This window comes from Dactylosporangium sp. NPDC051484, assembly GCF_040689395.1.
GTDB lineage: Bacteria > Actinomycetota > Actinomycetes > Mycobacteriales > Micromonosporaceae > Dactylosporangium.
Map to the genome: position 1 here is coordinate 141,534 of NZ_JBFAZX010000014.1, position 18,870 is coordinate 160,403.

Consider the following 18,870-nt stretch of genomic DNA (forward strand, 5'->3'; position numbering starts at 1 on the left):
CCCGCGTGCGCGGGGAGCACATCGACTGGCACCTGTCGGCGCTGGTCCGCCTGGGACCATCCCCGCGTGCGCGGGGAGCACCTGCACGAGATCGCCCGGCGCCGTGGTGTCCCCGGGACCATCCCCGCGTGCGCGGGGAGCACTCTCGGCCGCATCGCTCACACGTTCGTTATTGCGGACCATCCCCGCGTGCGCGGGGAGCACGGAACGATTTCCTTTGTGGTTTTCTTGTGAAGCGGACCATCCCCGCGTGCGCGGGGAGCACCAAGGAAGTCTTGCAGGACTTGTTGACTCCGCCGGACCATCCCCGCGTGCGCGGGGAGCACGGCCGCGTCCTGGCCCGCCTGGTCGTCCTGCACGGACCATCCCCGCGTGCGCGGGGAGCACAACGCGAACTATAAGGAAGTTCAATGCCGAGGAGGACCATCCCCGCGTGCGCGGGGAGCACCCTGCAAAGACAATGCGGGAACGCTTGAAGGACGGACCATCCCCGCGTGCGCGGGGAGCACGGCGGGCTCGGGCTTGGAGATAGCGCGTCGTGGGGACCATCCCCGCGTGCGCGGGGAGCACGTCAGCGTCAGCAGCCACCAGGCACCGGCCACCGGACCATCCCCGCGTGCGCGGGGAGCACGTTCAAACCACCCTCGATTGCGTCAACCCACGCGGACCATCCCCGCGTGCGCGGGGAGCACGTGTCCTGCGGGTGGTCGTACCGGTGGCCCAGGACCATCCCCGCGTGCGCGGGGAGCACTTGCCTGGCGGTCAGCGTCCGCGCGTAGGGGAGGGACCATCCCCGCGTGCGCGGGGAGCACGGTATCACGCAACATGTATTCGCAGGCGTCGCAGGACCATCCCCGCGTGCGCGGGGAGCACACACTTTCGATCTACTTGACTTCATTCTCACTGGGACCATCCCCGCGTGCGCGGGGAGCACCGTTGGTATCTCCGCCCGACTCAGCTATTGCGAGGACCATCCCCGCGTGCGCGGGGAGCACACACTATTCGGCTTACGCGTGTGGGTAACTACAGGACCATCCCCGCGTGCGCGGGGAGCACTCTGGCCAGCCGCAGTGGTCCTCCAGGCGTACGGACCATCCCCGCGTGCGCGGGGAGCACGCTGCTCGGGGTGGCGCTGATGGCTATCGGAGCGGACCATCCCCGCGTGCGCGGGGAGCACATCCATCGACCAGGTCCCTGATCGCGTTTGTCCGGACCATCCCCGCGTGCGCGGGGAGCACAAGGCGCTAGACGAACTGCTCTGGCACAAGAGCGGACCATCCCCGCGTGCGCGGGGAGCACGATACGGCGTCGACCATCCGGGTACGTGTGATGGGACCATCCCCGCGTGCGCGGGGAGCACCCTCCGCAGTTCTTCGGCCAATGTGCGTAACATGGACCATCCCCGCGTGCGCGGGGAGCACGGGACCAAATATGGTGAGGATAAGCTCTGCTCGGGACCATCCCCGCGTGCGCGGGGAGCACACTTGTTCACCTGGGGCAATGAAGATCCAGATCCCGTATTCTATTCACTTGCTTTCGGACGTGGGCGAGGCGGACGGCGCGCGGCGACCGAATCGGCGGCGGCGTGCTGCTTTGCTCCAGCCGGTTGGCATGGCCGCGTTGAAGACGGGTTCACTGGGGCGGCGCATCAGCGTTACTCCGTCCAGATCGATCGGCGTCCAGTGGTGATCGTGCACCTTGAAGGATAGCCGCTGCTCACCGTTGACCTGAAACACCATCAGCGCACGGCCTGGTCCGGCCATGTCGACCACCCGCGCCCACAACCGGCCCCGTACCCGTGCGTTGACATGCCCGACGTACACCCCGGCGGAGACTTCCAGCAGCCACTGGGTGAGGTGGCCACGTAGCCCGGGCGGGCAGGCGGTGAGGATGATGACCGTCATCAGAAGTCGATGTCCTCCCCGCCGGCATAGTTATGACCCGCGGGCACCTCGAAGCCGTTGTCGTCCCACAGGCCCAGTGAGTCCTCTTCCTCGATTTCACCAGTGGGCTGCGGTTGGAGCAACAGCGCTCGGATGTCCCGGACGCATCGGGTGAGAATGGCACCGTCGTGGACTCGGTCGCGGACTGCCCGGCGGGTGTCCGCGCTGATGTCGGTGGAGCCGCTGGCCACCACATCGAAGGCGACCGGAATGGTTATCTCGGCCTTGTAGAGGTCTGCGATGTCGTACACGAAGGCGCGTTCGTGTCCGGTGTGGACGAAGCCTAGCCCGGGGGCAGCGCCGATCGCGACGATGACGGCGTGGACGATGCCGTACAGACAGGCATGCGCGGCGGACAACGCCTGGTTGATGAGGTCGCCGGAGCCGAAGTCGTTCCGATCGTACTGGCGCTGGTCCCAGGCGATCCCGGTCCGGGCGGCGTGCTCACGGTAGGTACGGCGGACCCGGGAGCCTTCCTTGCCGCGGAGTTGCTGCATCGTGAGGTTGGCGGTGTCCTCGCCTGGGAAGCGCATCGCATACATGGTGCGGGCCACGGCGAGCCGGCGGCCGCGGTGGCTGACGGCCCCCGCTTGGGCGATGAGCAACCGGCTGGACGCGGCCAGCGACCGGCCGTGGGCGTAGTAGCGCACGCCCCGCTCGCCGACCCAGACGGCAGTGGCGCCGTGGTCGGCGAGCAGGGCGACGGCTTGGTGGGTGATGCTGGTGCCGGGTCCGAGCAGCAACACGCCGACGGAGGCGGCCGGGATGTGCACGACTCCCCGGTCATCGGTGGCGGTGAGCGCGTTGCTGTCTCGGTGGATGACGCTGCGTTCGAGGTAGAGGAAGCTGATCCGGTCCTCGGCACGAGTGAGATCGGCGAGTTCGGCTGGCGGCACTCCAGGGATTTGCATTGCCTGGCGAGGTCTCAGTGTGCTGGGGCGATGGTCAGCAGACCGCAGCCATACGCTTTGGCGTGCCCGATGCCGAGGGTCAACGCCTGGCGGAATGCGTCGGCGTCGGTGACGTCCAGTACGCCATCGTAGGTAGCCGTGGTGAGGGTGACCGTATGCATACCCCGTTTGAACGTCAGGGTCTGGCGGCGGTGCAGCATCAGGTTGGGCTGGCCGTCCTGCTGTGCCGCCACGGCGAAGCCGCACCGGGCGGACCGGTCGACCAGCCACTGCGTCTGTTCTGCGGCTTGCAGGCGGCCGAAGCGTTGCGTGTCTTTCGATTCGGAGGTCTTGCGGCCGCTGTGTGTCGGATTGGCGGTGAGCCGGAACGCCCACCGCTGGCCGGGGCGCAGCGACGCCAGCAGCCCGTCGTACGCGCGGGTCGTCCAGGCCTCGGCTGTGGCGGCACCGGCCTGGTCGACCAGGTGCGTGAGGTCGGGCCGTCCGGGGCTGACGAGGTACAGCTGGATGGACCCGCCCACCGTGGTGTCCAGCCGCCACAGGGTGCGGGCGCCGGGCCGGTCGTGGTCTTCGGGCGCGGCGAAGGCGGCCCGGACCGCGGCGTGCATCGCCTGTGGTGAGGCGAGGAGTTTCCGCGCCCCACGGCGAGCCGGGTCGATCGTGAACCGGGTGAGGAACATGCTCAGCCTCCCAGCAGGCTCAACGGGTCGTGCTCGGCGACACCAGCACGTTCGGCGAGTTCATTGACGATGTCGACATGTCCGCGATGCACCGCCCGCCAGGTGTGCTGGCGATGCGCCGGGTCGAAGCTGACCGGCTCGTCGTGCACGGTCTCGGTGGTCGGCTCGCCCGGCCGGGCATCCCGGATGATTTCCAGTCGCACGGAGCGGGAGGCCCGTCGTCGGTACCAGTCGGCGGCGATCCAGGGCCACGAATTCAGCGCGTCGTCCAGTGTGTCGTCGTGCACGCCGAGGCTGACCGGGCCGACCGGCGGGCAGGAGCGGCGCCCCAGGTAGAGCGGGAACCGTGGCCGCTGTAGCGCCTCGGCCAACCCGGTCAGCAGTTCCCGGTCGCCGCCGATAACGGCGAGGAACGCTGCGTCGGCCAGATAGAAGCGGTACGTCAGGGGAGCGCTGGCCTGCCCGTCCAGGGTTCGCGCGGTCTGGAAGTCACGCAGGATCTGACCGGGCTGATCCAGCCGCACCCCGAACTCCAGGCTGAGGAGCTCGGTCAGCGGCTCGGTACGGCGGATGCCCCTAGCTGCGGCGAGCAGCCCGATCACGCCGCTCTTGGTCGGCGCGACCTCGGTGCCCCGGCGGGCGAACCGGCTGGACGAGCCCCACGACTGCAGCGGTGCTGCCAGCCGCAGTACGAGGACGCTCATGCCGTCACCTCCGCTTCGCTGCGGCAGCGGCATGAGCTGAACCTGCGTTCCTGATGAGCGGCCACTCCGCTTCGCTCCGTACCGCTCATGCCGGCTGGCCGAGCGCAAGAGCGACCTGCTCGCCAACCCCGGTGACGAGCTCGCCGAACGTCACCGCCTTGCCGAGGTCAGCCAGCACCGCGGTCTGCTCGCCGACCTGGGTGACCCAGCTGCCGACCGGCCGCTCGCCGTATGCGTTCTCCACCGCGAGCACGTGGTCGGCCAGGGCAGCGGAGGCGAGCTTGACCCGGCCGGCGGACTCCGTCTCCTGAATCGCGGTTTCGAACGCGCCGACCATGTTGATCGGCTGCGTGTCGCGGACCCGTACCACGACCGCGTCGGGCAGGGTCCGGTGGGCGAACGTGTTCTGCTTGCCGGTCGGCACGCTGCGTGCGAAGGCGACCAGGAACGCCTCCACGGCTGCTCGGGTGGCGGCCGCGTCGCCGAGGGTTTCGTGGAGCGCGTGCACGTTGACGGTGGCGTATCGGTACAGGGTGGAGGAGTTGAACTCGATGGTGCCGATCATGCCCGCGCCGGTCTCGGCGGCGTCTTTCTTACGATCGTCGACGGCGGTGAAGTAGTCGAACTCGTTATCGACCGCGTGCACGCTGATGGCGTGTGCGACCTGGCAGGCGGCGTCCACATTGATGTCGGCCATGTCGGCCACCATGCGGCCGAACATGGCGATGTCCACCGAGTGCTCGGTGTTCACCAGTTCCTTGAACCGCTTCTTGTCCAGGGCCGCTCCGGCGCGCTTCGACTCCAGCGCGGCGGCCGCGATGTTGTCAAGTTGACGGTGGCTGAGGAACAGCAGGTAGCCGGACTCGACGTCCTTCGCCTCGCCCTTCTTCTTCTCGGCCTTGGCCAGACCCGACGCGGCGAACACCTCGGCGGCCAGCGCGGACGCGTCCTCGCCGCTCAGAATCGGGTCCAGCGTCCTGATCCGGACGGCGAGCGACTCTCCCACCCGCTTGGTCCGCTCGCCGAGGACGGACCTGTCCAGCAGGTCGGCGAAGGCCAGCCGGACCGCGCGCTTCCATGCTTGGCTGGACACCCGGGCGCGGCGCACGCCGCCGTAGACGGCGGTCTTCGGCGAGCCGGTGTCGTCCCGGTTGAGGTTGCTCGGCGGCACGGTCTGCAGCACGTACACATCGATGATGGTGCGGTTCATGCGGCGTTCTCCTCTTGGGTCTGGGCGGTGGACTCGTCGACGCGGTTGCGGAAGAACTCCCGGCCCCACGCGGCTTGTACGTCGGCGCGTCTCGTGGGCTGGCGCAGCCGCCGAAGGTCGTCGGCGAGCAGGCCGTAATCGAGGGGGACCTGGTGCTCGCGCAGCATGGTGACGAGGCTGCGCAGGTGATATATGCCTTCGGTATAGGTGCTGGCGGTGCCGAGCGCGGCGAAGCGACGGCGCACACCGTCGGGCCCGTCGGAGGCGTGCACCAGGCGAGCCAGGGCCCGGCCCAGACCGTGTCCGTCGACGTGCATCGCTTCCCGGCGGGACTGCTGGTGCAGCGCGTAGAGGGTGACCGCGTCGTGCACCGCGTATTCGGCGTCGTCGGCCTTGTCGGCCGGCCGGCGATCCAGCAGACCGTCCGGGACCCACAGGTAGGTCTCCAGGGTGTAGTCGAAGCCGGGGGCACGGCCGATGCCGCGACGCAGCCGGGCCAGCGCGCTCACCGCCTCCGGCCGGGGCGGTTCACGCAGCACCTGCGCTTGCAAGGAGCCGACGGTCCGGGCGACATGATCGCCCAGCTTGCCCCTGCGGCGTCCGGGTGCCTTGCGTGCCTGATCCGTTGAGACCGCGGTCATTGTGGTACCTCCTGGGTCTGTTCCGTGTGGTCGAAGGCCAGCGGTAGCGCCTTTGCCAGCCCGGTCCGGAACCACGCCTCGGCCTGGTAGCTGGAGTAATGGACCTGCTTGCCGTTCTTGTCGTCGATCAGTCGGCCAACCCAGGCTTTCGGCCCGGCGGCCTCGACCAATTCCTCGCCGAGCTGCCTGACGGCCCGCCACACCGTGCGCTGCCATGCCGCCCGCTCGGCGGCCGGGTCGCTGTCCGGGCCCAGGTCGGCCAGCCAGTCCCGAAACTCGCGGTCCAGCTCGGAGTACCCCCGTTCGGCCGCCCGCTCCGCCGCGCCGCCCGGGTCGCCGCCTGCGGCGCGGACGAGGTTGGTGGCGAGCCGGCCCAGGACCCCGACCGCGGCCTCCGCGTCGGCGGCAGCATCCACGGCGGCGGTACGTAGGGGAGACCCCTCGACCAACACCAGCACGTTCATCGTCAGCGCATCGCCGAACACCTCGTCGACGACCGCTTGCTGGGTACCGTAGGTGACGCTGGTGGCGCGTGGACGCACCTGAAAGTTCTGCCCAACGGCCTGGCTGACCGTCACCCGGGCCAGCCACTGCAGCATGAGGGGCGAGAGCCGCTGCGCCGGTTCGTTGCCGGACGGCGGTGGCGGCAGCAGCGTCTGCAGGCCGCGCCACAGGGCACGCGTGTGGTCGTGCGGCCGGGGGAGGTACACCGGAGTCCGCTTCTGCTCCTTCTCTCTCGGCCCGCTGCGGCCCCAGACGCTCATCGGTTCCAGCAGGTGCCGGTCCTGCCAGTCGAGCTGGTCGCCGTAGGCGATCATGGCGCCGGTGATGCCGCCGCGGTCGCCGAAGAGCCGGATCCGCCGGGACTGCCAGGTGTAGAGGCTCAGCAGGCCGTACGGCCCGCGGGTGGCGTTCGGCTCCTCGACGGCGCTCTGCGGTTCCCGTTCCCAGGCCGGCAGGTCCCGTTCGTCGGCGCGCTGCCAGCCGGGCGCGACAGGTATCAGATTGAGCAGGAGCGTCTCCAGCAGGTCGGCGCCCTCCAGGTAGACGCCGCCAAGTGCGCCGACCGAAGCAACGCCTTGGGGGTATCCCTTGCCTCCCTTGACCCGGGGATCACCGACCGCACCGGTCTTGATGCCGGAGGGATCAAAGGCCTGGCAGTGTACGAGCCAGCGGGCCGCCTCGGCGGGCGAAATCGACTCCATGCCGTGCCCGGCGCGGGCGGTCAGGAACGGCATGCCGTTGGGCACGTCGGCGATCAGCCGCTCCAACCCGTAGGTGTTGTCCTTGTCCGCGCGCAGGTCGGCGACCTGGTAGAACGGTTGCTGCGGGTGAAGTAGGTCGAACCGGTCGCAAAACGCGCCGAGGTAGTCGGCGATGTCGGGCAGGGGAAGCCGGCGATCCCGCCACAGCGCCCGCCAGGCGGCCTCACCGGCTGGCCCGCCGCTGGCGCGGTGCAGGACCGCCAGCGCCAGCCGCAGGATCGCGAACGTCTGCGTGGGCAGCTCGCACGCGATCATGCGCAGCTCGCCGGCCTGCTCGAACAGTTCCACCAGCGAGACGTCACGCCGCTGTCCCGCGGCGTCCAGCACCGGAATCCACGCCTCATCCACGAGCGAGAACCCCTGGCCCTCCAGGCGACTGGTCAAGTTATCCACCCTTCCCACGGAATCATCTAACCAGGCATAGTGCGTCGTTGCCTATACTGTCTAACGCGTCTTGCGTCGTGTCGTCCCTCCGGTATAACGTCTCGCCGTCGCCCCCTGGGGCGCTGCTGCAGGTCCCTCCAACCGAGGGGTGGTCCGCAGGCATAGTGGGTCGCAGCACTGTTCCCCGCGCTATGCGGGGCTTTCTACTCAATCCGGGAAACACGAAGACCCTCATGGAGGTCGTAGTGAACGAAGAAGGCAGCCACGCGCGCCTGACCTTGACCGTCAACGTCAAGTACGAGTTCGCCGGCCAGCCACGGGCTGGCCTGCCAGGCGCGCAGGTCAATGCGACGCTCCAGGTCCGCGATGACGTCGTCGACAACCTCGGGGGCGGACATCATCCGGGGCAGCGGCAGGGTGCACCGGGCGATCCGGCGGGACAATGGCCAGGAGGGGACGCTGTCGGTGGGCACGGGTACCCCACCCCCGTCGATCCATGGCGGTACAACTAGTCCCTCCGGGGTTCGGACGAGGAGCAGGACCTCCAGTGACTCGCCGTCGGTGTCGCGGACGTGGCCCTGCGCCGTGCGTTCGTCCGTGTCGCCGACGCCGCCGGAGAGCCACCCGATCAGCGATGTCCCGCGCTCGCCCAGAGCGGCCAGCCGGAACCCGTCCGCCTTCTGTTCCTTGTCGGCCTGCTCGTCCTGCCGTCGTGCCTCGGCCTCGTCCATCGCCGGGTGCCAGGACGGCGGGCCGACCGGCGCGTCGCCGTAGGCGGCCTGGGTGAGCGGCGCGATGTCGGCCGGCAGGCACAGCGGCTCACCGTCCAGGTGTGGCAGTAGTACCGCGGCGCTTCGCAGCAGTGTGGACGTCTGGTAGACGCGGCGCGAGCCCGGCACGGGCTGCGGCGGCTCCTCGTTCCACTCGGCCCCGGTGAGCCAGCAGGCCGCCGTGGCGAGCGGGGCTGGGCGGTCGGCGCGGGGATGCCGGTGCAGCCGGCCGATGCGCTGCAGGACCAGGTCTACCGGGGCAAGGTCGGTGACGAGCAGGTCGAAGTCGATGTCGAGCGACTGCTCGGCCACCTGGCTGGCCACGACGACGTGCCGGTGCGGGCGTTCGGCGCTGCCGGGCGGCCCGAACGTTTCCCGCAGCCAGCGGTCTTTCGCGGCCCGGTCGACGGCCATGAACCGGGAGTGCGCTACCGACACCGCAATGCCGGGACCGAGCGCGGCGCGCAGGGCCGCGGCCGTTTCCTGTACCCGCGCCACGGTGTTGCGTACCACCAGCGCGCAGCCCCCGTCGGACAGCTGTTCGCGGAGCAGGTCGGCCAGCGTCGGTAAGTCGTCGTCGAGACGTCGTAGCCGCACGTCGACGCCGCGGCCCGAGTCGGCGCAGCTGGTCGCGGTGGCGCCGCGTTGTTCGCCGGATACGGTCACCAGCGGGTACCGCAGGTCGCTGCGCAGGGCGGCGTAGGGGTCGGTCCGCGGTTTGCCCCGGTCGCGCCAGGTGAGCGGGGGCGGCGGGCCGAGCCGGCCGCGGTCGTACGCCTCCATGAGTTTGGCGCGGCGGTGCGCGGGCAGCGTCGCGGAGAGCACCACCACGGGCACGCCGTATCCGCCGAGCCATTCGAGGGCCCGGTCCAGGAAGCTGCTCATGAACACGTCGTAGGCGTGGGCCTCGTCGATGACCACCACCTTGCCGGCGAGGCCAAGGTGGCGCAGCGCGAGGTGCTTGCCGCGCAGCGCGGCGAACAGCAGCTGGTCGATGGTGCCCACCACGAAGCTTGACAGCAGGGTGCGCTTACGGCCGGCCAGCCAGTCGTGGACGCCGATGTCGACGCCGCCGGCGTCCTGGGCGATGCCACTGGGCAGCGAGGTGAACCGGAGCTTGTCGTATTCGGGATTGAGCGCCGCCTTGCCGTGCGCGAGCCGCACGTCACGGTCGCCGCGGCTGACCTGAGCGTCGGGCAGTCGGCGTAGCCAGGACAGCATCCGGCCGAACATGGCGTCGCTGGTGGCCCGGGTGGGCAGCGCGAGGTAGCAGCCGGACGCGTTGGTACGCCTGGCGAGGATCTCCACCGCGGCCAGCGCGGCCTCGGTCTTGCCCTCACCCATGGCGGCCTCGACAATCATCATGCCCGACGCCGGCATGGTCTCGGCCAGCCCGGCGACGGTGCGCTGGACCGGGCGCGGCGTCGCGCCGGCCGGCAAGTCGAACCGCGCGGCAAACAGGTCGTCCACATCGGACGGTGGGCTGGCCGGCAGCCAGGGCATCGGCAGGTTCAGCCGTTCCCAGCCGGAGCGCAGCCGGTTGGCGTCGGCAGTGTCCAAGATGTACGGAAAGAACTCCTCGGCGCTGGCGATCCAGTCGGCGACGATGACCAGGCCGGTGAGAGCCGCCTGGACCGGCTGCGACAGCGGCGCGTCCCGCCATTCGGCGAGTCGGTCGCCGACTGCGGACCGCTCGGTCATCCAGGTGAGCAGCTCCCGCTGCACCTGCTCCCAAGCGGCGTCGCCGAGCAGGTGCCGCCGCGCCATCACACCCTTCAGCTGCTCGTCGGTGGGCGGCACGCCGTGGTGCCCACCGACCACGACGGCGTACGGATCCGGGTCCTCCCAGCCCTGCTGCCGCAGCCAGTCGGCGAGCACGAAATGGCCCGCGGTGGCGTGCGGTGCGAGGCGGCGGTCGGCCTTGATCTGCCTGGAGTCGTACCCGAGGCCGCGGTCTCGCATCCGCTCGGCGAGCAACGGGGCCTGGATGGCGAACGCGGGGGTAGCCTTGCCGATGTCGTGCACCCCGGCCAGCCAGACTGCGAGCGCACGGCCGTCGGCGTCGCCACCGGGCAGCTCCTCGGCGACTCGCCGGCGCGTCGCCGGGCTGAGCCAGTCGTCCCAGAGTCGTCCGGCCACGTCGGCGGCGTCGGCCAGGTGCCGCCACAGCGGCAGCCAGCCCACCGGCGACGTGCCCGTGCGGTCGGTCTTGCCCCAGACGGATCGTGCCGCCTCGCCCAGCTGCGGCCCGGCCCCCAGCGTCGCGGTGCTCATTGCGCCACCGCCGGCAGGAGCGTGCTGGGCGAGCCGCTGTGCGACAGATACAGGACGTCGCGGGCCCGGGTCAGTGCGACGAACAACAGGCAGCGCTCGCGTTGGAGGTCCTGTCGGTGACCGTGTGGGTCCTCAGCCGCCGAGGTGACCGCGTTCGGTGCGGGCATGATCGCGGCGTCCAGGCCGACCACGGCCAAGCACTGGAACTCCAGACCCTTCATCCGGTGCATGGTGGACACCCGTACCCCGCTGACGCCGCGCCGGTCGTCCGCCACGTCGATGTGGGCCTCGCTCAATACCCGGCCGATGGTCTTGACCAGGTTTCCGGTGCGGGCGGCGACGCCGATCGCGTGCGGCTCGACGCCTTGGTCGAGCCAGGTGCCGACGCGCTCGATCAGCGCGTCGAGCTCCACGTCCCGGTCGGCGTGCGCGGTCACCTCGGGGGCGCCGCCGTGGGTGACTGAACGGTACCCGCGGAGGGTGTCGTCCTGATCGTCGAGACCGAGGACCGCGTCGCCACTGAGAACCCGCACCGACAGGTCCAGGATCTCGTGGGTGGTCCGATAGTTGACGGTCAGCCGGCGGGTCCTGCCTCGCACGTGGATGCCCAGCTGGGCCAGCGACACGTGGTTGTCGTAGATGCGCTGGTACGGATCGGCCAGCAGGAACAGGTCGTTGGGTTCTGGGGCGACCAGCGCCCGCAACAATCGCCACTGAGCCGGGTGCAGGTCCTGCCCCTCGTCCACCACCACGTGCCGGTACGGCGGGGCCGAGCGCAGCGCGATCTCGGCCGCCTCGTCGGCGAGCTGGGTGTGGGTGCGCAAACCTTTCTTGGTCAGCTGGCCGGCGACGCCCTGCATCGCAGCCCACACCTGGTCGCGCTGCGTCGCCCGCAGTCCCTCACCGCGGCCGCCACGCCGAGCGTCCCGGTAGGCCTCCATGCTGGCCAATTGCTGGGCCAGCACGACCTGCTCCCATTCCCGCCGGAGGAAGGCGCCGCTGAACCTGGTCACCTGGCCGGCCCGGTTGTGGTACGTCGGCCCGGCCGCGGCGGCCGCGTCCCAGAGGGGATCGAGGACGTCGTCGTCGGCGATCGTGACCCTCCGGACGCGGGCCACGATCTCGTACGCCAGCTTGTCGATGCTCACGACGTCGATGCGGGAGCGCACCGCCGGGTCGTCGGTGAGCCGGTACAGCTGCTTGCCGAGCGCCTCCGCCAGCGCGCGGGTGAACGTGGTGAGCAGCACCTTCGAACCGTCGTCAGGCAGCCTGCCGGCGAGGAAGACCGCGCGGTGCAGGCCGGTGACGGTCTTGCCAGTGCCCGCGCTGCCGGTGACCAGCGCCGGCCCGCTGTAGACCTCACGGTAGGCGACATCGCGCTGGGTCGGGTGCAGAAAAGTCCGCCAGAGGTCGAACGGGCGGGCCAGGATGGCGGCCAGCTCCACCGGACCGGAGACGAACGCGATCCGGTCCGGCGTGCGGCGGGCGGCCGCTTCCAGATCGCCGGTGTCGACCTTGCCAGGGTCCTCGCCGGCGAGGATCAGCCCGATCACCTCCTGCATGACCTCGTCCGGGGACATTCCGGCAGCCAGCCCGGTCAGGGCGTTGCGCTGCGCCTCGGGCAGCAGCCGGCACAGGCTCTCCAGCTGCTCGTCGGAGTTGATCCGCGGCAGCAACGGGAACAGCCCGGGGTCGACGCCCAGCCGGCGCAGGTCGGCGTTGGACACATGGTCGAGCAGCCCCTCGGTGGGCGGTGCCTCCGGCAGCGTGCGTGCGAACTCCTCGATGCCCACCTGGTCGCGGACCTCCAGGACACCCAGCGCCTGGTTGACCGAGAAGATCCGGCTCACCGCGTAGGCATTCGCGTCGTCGTGCGGCAGCACGTCTTGCAGAAGGTACTTCGCGCCGCCGAGCGCCAGCACGATGCCGCGCCAGAAGTCCGTGATCCGGATGGTGCGGACGTTCGGGTCGCGCGCGCCGGTCAGCTTTTCCAGGTGCAGGCCGGCCTGGGTGTGCTCGGCGAACTTGCCGATCGCCGCGTCAACCGCCCGTTGCACGGGCCGGGGCAGTTTGGCGTAGCGGCGCAGAAACTCCCGATCGATGCCCAGCTCGGCCACGCTGTCGCCTCCTCGCGAACCCGTCCAGCTGTTCGATGTCAGCCTATTGTGAACACTGGCTACAAGCAAGTTAGCAAAATATATAGTTCACGAATGACTGATGGCTGATCCACCGAACGGCTCACGGACTCCGGCTGTGGTCGATGGCGCCGGTAAGCTCACGGACGTGATGGCGGACGCACGCCTCAAGGGCCGATACGTTGTGGATCGTCTCCCACTGGCCCACAGTGGCATGGGTGAAGTCTGGCGGGCCTGGGACGCGCTGCTGGAGCGACCCGTGATCGTCAAGTCGCTGGCCGCGACGAACTCGGACCTCGCACGGCGATTCCGACGCGAGGCGCTGCTGACCGCACGGCTCGACCACCCCGGCGTACCCGCCATCTTCGACCTCGGCGAAGACCACGGGCGCCTCTATCTCGTCCTGCAGCGGATCGAGGGGATCACCTTGGCGGACCTGACCGCCGAGCAGGACCCGCTGCCGATCGCCTGGGTGGCTGCCATCGGAGCGCAGATCAGCAGCGTGCTCATCGCCGCCCACGGCATCGGTCTGGTACATCGGGACCTCAAGCCGAGCAACGTCATGCTGGAGCCGAGCGGCGCCGTGAAAGTCCTCGACTTCGGCGTGGCCGTGATACACGACGACGACCGCTACTCCCGGATCACCCGGACCGGCGAGAGCCCGGGCACCGTCGGGTACATGGCACCCGAGCAGATCCTGGGGGAGCCCACCGATCACCGCGCCGACCTGTACGGGCTGGGCGGCACACTGTCCCACCTGCTGACCGGCCAGGCACCGTTCGATGGCGCCAGCACCGGGACCACGCTGCGACACCAACTCGGCGACCCGCCACCACGCCCTTCGCAGCTGCGCCCCGATACGCCAGAAGCACTCGACGATCTGGTGCACGCACTGCTGGCCGAACGGCCGGAAGACCGGCCGGCCAGCGCCGTCGAGGTATACGACGCGCTGGCCCCGCTCGTCGACCAGTTGCCGCCGATTCCCGGGGTGGTCAGCGACGGCGTCGACGCCGTGCGGCGCTACGCCGCCGTCGTCGGACGGCAGCCCGCGCTCCGCACCGTCGCAGCGCCATCCCCAGCTCGGCGCCCCGACCTCGACCCCGACGCCGCCGTCGCGGAAGCCGAAGCGCTGTTCGCCGCCGGCAAGTTCCGAGCCGCCGCCCGCTGCTGGCGGCAACTCGCCGAGCGGCACGCCCAGCGGCACGGTCGCGACCACCCGCTGGTGTTCGACTGCCGGCTGCGCGCCGCCCGCGCACACCTGGCCCTCGGCGAACACGACCGGGCGACGCGCCAGCTCGAGACCCTCCTGCAGGAGCGGATCCAGGTGCAAGGCCCCGACCATCCGGCGACCCTGGAACTGCGGCAGGAGATCGCTGAGCTGCGCGCCACTACCCGACGCGCACCGACCGTGGATCGCTGAACCAGCGCGGTAGCAGTACCGCCTTCTGCTCCGGAAACCCCGTGCCCCCGTAGTGGAACACCCGCGCACAGGTCTGCCCACGGATTTCGGTGGCCAGAGCACGGCGCGCCAGCGGCGAGTACATCGCGCTGTGCTTCAGCCAGGCCGCCTCCTCGCCGTGCGGATCGAAGCCACGACCGCTGGCCGCGTGACCGAAGGCATCGTGAACTGCGCGGAACATGTCGTTCTCAACATCACTCAGGTATGGATGTGGATTGCCGGTGGCCGCGCTGGCATACACCTTGAGCCGCCGCCGGCGGACGTCCTCAACCATCGCCTCGGCATCCGGATACGGATCCTCGTCGACGATCCAGACCGCCACGCCCAGCCCACCGAAATCGACCCGGCCCACTAGGAAGTGGTACTGCTGCACGGTCTGTGCGCAGAGTGCGGCGTAGGCGGCGAAGGCCCGTTCGTCCCGGCGCGGCGCCGTCATGTATGCGTCCGCGATGGCCCGGCCCAGCGCCGGATCGAAACATACCCGCGGATACTCCGTTGCGTGACGGCGCCGTCTACCGAATCGGCGTGCGCCGTCGACCAGATATGCGACCGGCTCGAAGCGCGATGTTGCCGTGGCTGACAGGGTGGATACGAGCAAGGGTGTTCATGGTCCTCCTTCAGTCGTGAGGGTGGGAGACGTCCGGTCGGCCGGACAACGCGTCGGGGGCCGGGTGCCCGATCGGCGCCGTCCGCTGCTCGTGACGCAGCAACTCACCGAGGACACGGATCTCGGAGACCCGACGATCCTGGTGAATCTTGGCGAACTTTCCGATGGTGGTGCTGCGCCCACGCCGCGCCATGATCTCTCCCGTCTGTGAACCGTCTCGGTGCATCATGACACTTGTGAACTATGGCAACAAGGAGATGCTAGGTGATAGCGTTCACGTGTGACAAGCGAGCAGTACACCGCCATTGGCGACGCCACCCTCACCGCCAGCGGTATCGCACGCCTGGCCAACGTCGGCCGGGCGGCTGTGAGTAACTGGCGCCGCCGCTACGCGGACTTTCCTGCCCCTGTCGGTGGCACGCCGAACAGCCCCAGCTTCAACGCACGCGAGGTGGAGCAGTGGCTGCGCCGTCAGGGAAAACTTCATCAGGCCGGCACCGAGCAGTGGGCCTGGCGGTATCTCGAGAGCTACCAGCCCGCGGCGCAGATCGGTGACGCCCTGGGCGTCGCGGGCGCCTACCTGCTGGCCCGATCCGCCCAGCCCACCCTTGGCACCGACCTGCTCACCCCGAAACAACTCGTCAACCGGCTGCGCGCGGTCGACCGCGGCCTCGCTACGCTGGTCAGCGGCGTACTTCCGGAGCGATGGGGACCACAACTGACCACCGTGTTGCGCACGGTCGACCAATTGGGGCTGGAGCAGGACCCGGAGACCGCCTTCGAATACCTGCACAGCCAGTACACGACATCGGCCCAGTCGATGTCCGGCCTGGCCAGCACCCCTGACACGGTCGTCGAGGTGATGCTGACCATCGCCGGCCACGGTGCACGCACCCTGGACTTCACCTGCGGCACCGGATCGATCCTGCGGATGGCCGCCGACCAGGCGCTGCGCACCGGAACCGCGATCCACTGCTTCGCCCAGGAGATCAAGCCGCAGTATGCGCTGATCGCCCTGCTGCGCCTGTGGTTCGTCCATCGGCGCGCACAGCGAGCCGGAGCCCCGACGGCACCGCCCGTGCTGCACGTCGGTGACAGCCTGCTCGCCGATGCCTTCGCCGACCTGCGGGCCGAAGCCGTGGTGGCGAACTTCCCGTTCGGCATCCACGACTGGGGCCACGACCAGCTCGCGTACGACCCCCGCTGGGTATACGGCATGCCCCCACGCACCGAACCGGAGCTGGCGTGGGTACAGCATGCCCTGGCCCACCTCTCTCCAGGCGGCACCGCCGTCGTTCTGATGCCTCCAGCCGCAGCGCTGCGCCCAGCCGGCCGGCGCATCCGGGCCGAACTCGTCCGCCGCGGCGCGCTGCGTGCCGTCGTCGCGTTGCCCGCCGGCCTCATGCCACCGGCCGGTATCGGCCTGCACATCTGGACGCTCATCCAGCCCGACGAACACCAACCGCCCGCCGATCGACTCCTGTTCATCAACGCCGCCGCCAGCAGTCAACCGCTCACCGAACTGGTCGAGGCGGCGTGGCGCGACTACCGGTCCGGCAGCCACACCGATATACCGGGTATCCAGCGCACCGTCCCCAGCATCGAAGTCCTCGACGACCAGGTGGACCTGACCCCCCAGCGCTACCTGCCGTCACCCGGCGAGTTCGTCACCGACCCGACCCGCACGATGGCCAGCATCAGCGACCTCGGCCGGCTGCTCACCGAACTCCGGCACGGACTACCCGACGTACGGCTGGCAAAGGCGACGGCCCTGGGGAGCGCGCCACAGGCCAGCCTCGTCGACCTGGTCCGCTCGGGCAGCATGTCGATACTGCGCACAACCACCCGTACCGAATCCACCGGCAGCACCGCCGACAACACAGTGCTGACATCCGCCGACATCCTCTCCGGCGGACCGCCGACCGGCACCGCCGCCCGCACCGCGGAAGACGACAACACACCGCGGGTACACCCTGGCGACCTCCTAATCCCCATCGCCGGCCGCGAGATCGTCGTCCGAGTGGCAACCCGTGAACAGGTCGGCGCCCAACTGGGACCGGGCGTGCAGTTACTACGGGTCGATCCAACTCGATTCGATCCATGGTTCGTCGCCGGCGTCCTCTCACGCACCGACAACCTCCGCGTCGCCGGGCGAGCATCCAGCACCGGCAGCGGCACCCAACGAATCGACCTCAAGCGCCTCACCATTCCAGTGCTTAAATTGCAGGACCAGCGGGCGTATGGGGAGGCATTCCGCCAACTGGCCGAGTTCCGCGCGGGGCTTGAACTGGCCGCAGCGGCAGGAACAACACTCGCCCGCGAAATCAGCGAGGGCCTCACCTCGGGCACGCTCCTAGTCCGCGTCGACCGGGACGCTTGACGCCACGCACTCGAGAACAACGATGTACCAGGTTCGCGTGTCGCGTTTTTTACTTAGGACGATTGCTGTCATCGATATGCGCGAACCGCGGACGACGGCGGGTTGAGCCCGGCCGGGTGGGCAAAACGCGAGTTGATACGCCGGCAGGCGGCGGTGCTGTTCGTGCCGGGATTGTCTTTGACGTAGCGGCGCGGCTGAAGGTCTCGACCAAGTCGGCGCGCGTGGTGGCACGCATGGCGGGCCGGCGGCGCGACTGCGTTGATGTCGAGGGCGCCGGCCGGCAAGGCGGGACACGCTGAGATCCGCCAAGGTCGCACCTGGCCCCTGCGGGGAAACGTGCCCGTGGTCAAGTTGACCGGCAAGGGATTCGGCCGGATCTCCATCGCCGGCCCTGGTGGCGTACAAGCCAGGCGTCCGTAGTCGGTCGATCCGCCGATGAGGAACTACCGCGGCCCTAAAGGCACACCGAAAGGTTCCGCGGGCGCGACGTCGCTGCCTGCCTTGCGGGCGTGTGGGCATGCCTTATCCGGTGATTGATTGGGCTGGGTCTGGCTGGTGGAGGGTGGGATCGTTTCCAGTCTTGTGGCGGGCGTCGATGCCCTGTTGCCGGTCGTGGCTGGCGCGCTGACCTGGGTGTGGCGGTGGTGTCACGTCATCCTGCTTGCTGCGGAGGGTTGGATGTGGTGATGTGAGTGTGTGCTGCGCCTGGACTGCTGCTGGCGGAGGAATCGGGGTATGGCGATTTGGTGGTACGGTGCTCACCGTCACGGGCGGGACACGTCATCCGGCGACGCGGGACTGGTGTGCAATGTGCGTGACGGGGCGGCGAGTGATGTGTTCGTTGTTTGCTCCGCTGGGGGTGGCTGAACCAAAGTGAACGAAATCCGGACTGTTGATCTATAGACCTCCAGGTCAACAAGTGTGCTCCCCGCGCACGCGGGGATGGTCCCAGGTTGACCGTCACCGCAGCCGCAGCCTGACCGTGCTCCCCGCGCACGCGGGGATGGTCCGGACGAGGATGCGGCGAAGCTTGGCACGCGACCGTGCTCCCCGCGCACGCGGGGATGGTCCCCGTTTGAGCCGCGCGATCTCGCCCGGAGTGGCGGTGCTCCCCGCGCACGCGGGGATGGTCCCCATTGTGGCCCGCACCGCATTCAGCTCACGCTCGTGCTCCCCGCGCACGCGGGGATGGTCCGGCCCGACCACCGCAGCAGCCGAGCCCCCCTCTGTGCTCCCCGCGCACGCGGGGATGGTCCTCACCGGTCATCCGACAGGACCTCATGCCGACGGTGCTCCCCGCGCACGCGGGGATGGTCCGTTCGCCGCCTGGGCGCACGCCATCGGCCCGGAGTGCTCCCCGCGCACGCGGGGATGGTCCGTTTCACGATCACGTAACCAGACATGTTGATCAGTGTCAACGGTCATCTGATGCCCCGGATGGGCGGACAGTGGGCCGCCGGGTCCGCGGACACGGTTTCTCCGGGTCCGCGGACACATGTCTTCCGGT

At 69.5% G+C, this 18,870-nt stretch carries 13 protein-coding genes and 2 CRISPR repeat arrays (1 of these 15 cut by a window edge); of the genes, 2 read left to right on the plus strand and 11 right to left on the minus strand.

Annotated features, from left to right (window positions below; all coding sequences use genetic code 11):
• Positions 1–1,482: a CRISPR direct-repeat array (repeat unit 28 nt; unit sequence GGACCATCCCCGCGTGCGCGGGGAGCAC) (it extends 1,109 nt beyond the left edge of the window).
• Between the two features lie 44 nt (positions 1,483–1,526).
• From cas2e to AB0367_RS23410, 9 genes are all read right to left on the minus strand, one after another.
• The gene (gene cas2e, locus AB0367_RS23370) at positions 1,527–1,904 is read right to left on the minus strand and encodes a type I-E CRISPR-associated endoribonuclease Cas2e (protein WP_366228504.1); all 378 of its coding nucleotides are present in this window, start codon (positions 1,902–1,904) and stop codon (positions 1,527–1,529) included.
• Positions 1,904–2,854, minus strand: a complete 951-nt coding sequence (gene cas1e, locus AB0367_RS23375) for a type I-E CRISPR-associated endonuclease Cas1e (protein WP_366228505.1) — start codon at positions 2,852–2,854, stop codon at positions 1,904–1,906. The genes cas2e and cas1e overlap by 1 nt, the downstream gene beginning before the upstream one ends.
• Positions 2,855–2,868: 14 nt before the next feature.
• Positions 2,869–3,534, minus strand: coding sequence for a type I-E CRISPR-associated protein Cas6/Cse3/CasE (cas6e, locus tag AB0367_RS23380; protein WP_366228506.1), 666 nt, complete (start codon positions 3,532–3,534; stop codon positions 2,869–2,871).
• A 2-nt stretch (positions 3,535–3,536) separates the two neighbouring features.
• Positions 3,537–4,238 carry a type I-E CRISPR-associated protein Cas5/CasD gene (gene cas5e / locus AB0367_RS23385; protein ID WP_366228507.1) on the minus strand — a complete coding sequence of 234 codons (702 nt, stop codon included), beginning with the start codon at positions 4,236–4,238 and terminating at the stop codon, positions 3,537–3,539.
• A gap of 85 nt (positions 4,239–4,323) precedes the next feature.
• Entirely contained in the window at positions 4,324–5,448 is a 1,125-nt protein-coding gene (gene cas7e, locus AB0367_RS23390) for a type I-E CRISPR-associated protein Cas7/Cse4/CasC (RefSeq protein ID WP_366228508.1), read from the minus strand.
• On the minus strand, positions 5,445–5,999 hold the full coding sequence (gene casB / locus AB0367_RS23395) for a type I-E CRISPR-associated protein Cse2/CasB (RefSeq protein WP_366228509.1): 555 nt from the start codon (positions 5,997–5,999) through the stop codon (positions 5,445–5,447). The genes cas7e and casB overlap by 4 nt, the downstream gene beginning before the upstream one ends.
• Positions 6,000–6,085: 86 nt before the next feature.
• On the minus strand, positions 6,086–7,738 hold the full coding sequence (gene casA, locus AB0367_RS23400; RefSeq protein WP_366228510.1) for a type I-E CRISPR-associated protein Cse1/CasA: 1,653 nt from the start codon (positions 7,736–7,738) through the stop codon (positions 6,086–6,088).
• 203 nt (positions 7,739–7,941) lie between these two features.
• Positions 7,942–10,782, minus strand: a complete 2,841-nt coding sequence (gene cas3, locus AB0367_RS23405; RefSeq protein WP_366228511.1) for a CRISPR-associated helicase Cas3' — start codon at positions 10,780–10,782, stop codon at positions 7,942–7,944.
• On the minus strand, positions 10,779–12,899 hold the full coding sequence (locus AB0367_RS23410) for a UvrD-helicase domain-containing protein (protein ID WP_366228512.1): 2,121 nt from the start codon (positions 12,897–12,899) through the stop codon (positions 10,779–10,781). The genes cas3 and AB0367_RS23410 overlap by 4 nt, the downstream gene beginning before the upstream one ends.
• A 169-nt stretch (positions 12,900–13,068) precedes the next feature.
• On the opposite strand from AB0367_RS23410, the gene AB0367_RS23415 reads away from it, so the two are divergent.
• A complete protein-coding gene (locus tag AB0367_RS23415) occupies positions 13,069–14,337 on the plus strand; it encodes a serine/threonine-protein kinase (protein WP_366228520.1) in 1,269 nt (422 codons plus the stop codon).
• Here AB0367_RS23415 and AB0367_RS23420 read toward each other — a convergent pair.
• Together AB0367_RS23420 and AB0367_RS23425 are read right to left on the minus strand one after the other, a co-directional pair.
• Positions 14,306–14,812 carry a hypothetical protein gene (locus tag AB0367_RS23420; RefSeq protein WP_366228513.1) on the minus strand — a complete coding sequence of 169 codons (507 nt, stop codon included), beginning with the start codon at positions 14,810–14,812 and terminating at the stop codon, positions 14,306–14,308. The two genes, AB0367_RS23415 and AB0367_RS23420, sit on opposite strands and share 32 nt — an antisense overlap.
• A gap of 181 nt (positions 14,813–14,993) precedes the next feature.
• Positions 14,994–15,176 carry a hypothetical protein gene (locus AB0367_RS23425; protein WP_366228514.1) on the minus strand — a complete coding sequence of 61 codons (183 nt, stop codon included), beginning with the start codon at positions 15,174–15,176 and terminating at the stop codon, positions 14,994–14,996.
• A gap of 87 nt (positions 15,177–15,263) precedes the next feature.
• Between AB0367_RS23425 and AB0367_RS23430 the strand changes: the two genes are divergently transcribed.
• The gene (locus tag AB0367_RS23430; protein ID WP_366228515.1) at positions 15,264–17,363 is read left to right on the plus strand and encodes an N-6 DNA methylase; all 2,100 of its coding nucleotides are present in this window, start codon (positions 15,264–15,266) and stop codon (positions 17,361–17,363) included.
• A 921-nt stretch (positions 17,364–18,284) separates the two neighbouring features.
• A CRISPR array of direct repeats spans positions 18,285–18,741; the repeat unit is 28 nt; unit sequence GTGCTCCCCGCGCACGCGGGGATGGTCC.
• The last annotated feature ends 129 nt before the right edge of the window (positions 18,742–18,870 follow it).

Excerpts from the sequence above, each read along its gene's own strand:
- cas2e (WP_366228504.1), bottom strand. The coding sequence starts at position 1,904 with ATGACGGTCATCATCCTCACCGCCTGCCCGCCCGGGCTACGTGGCCAC.
- cas1e (WP_366228505.1), bottom strand. The coding sequence starts at position 2,854 with ATGCAAATCCCTGGAGTGCCGCCAGCCGAACTCGCCGATCTCACTCGT.
- cas6e (WP_366228506.1), bottom strand. The coding sequence starts at position 3,534 with ATGTTCCTCACCCGGTTCACGATCGACCCGGCTCGCCGTGGGGCGCGG.
- cas5e (WP_366228507.1), bottom strand. The coding sequence starts at position 4,238 with ATGAGCGTCCTCGTACTGCGGCTGGCAGCACCGCTGCAGTCGTGGGGC.
- cas7e (WP_366228508.1), bottom strand. The coding sequence starts at position 5,448 with ATGAACCGCACCATCATCGATGTGTACGTGCTGCAGACCGTGCCGCCG.
- cas3 (WP_366228511.1), bottom strand. The coding sequence starts at position 10,782 with ATGAGCACCGCGACGCTGGGGGCCGGGCCGCAGCTGGGCGAGGCGGCA.
- AB0367_RS23415 (WP_366228520.1), top strand. The coding sequence starts at position 13,069 with ATGGCGGACGCACGCCTCAAGGGCCGATACGTTGTGGATCGTCTCCCA.
- AB0367_RS23420 (WP_366228513.1), bottom strand. The coding sequence starts at position 14,812 with ATGACGGCGCCGCGCCGGGACGAACGGGCCTTCGCCGCCTACGCCGCA.
- AB0367_RS23425 (WP_366228514.1), bottom strand. The coding sequence starts at position 15,176 with ATGGCGCGGCGTGGGCGCAGCACCACCATCGGAAAGTTCGCCAAGATT.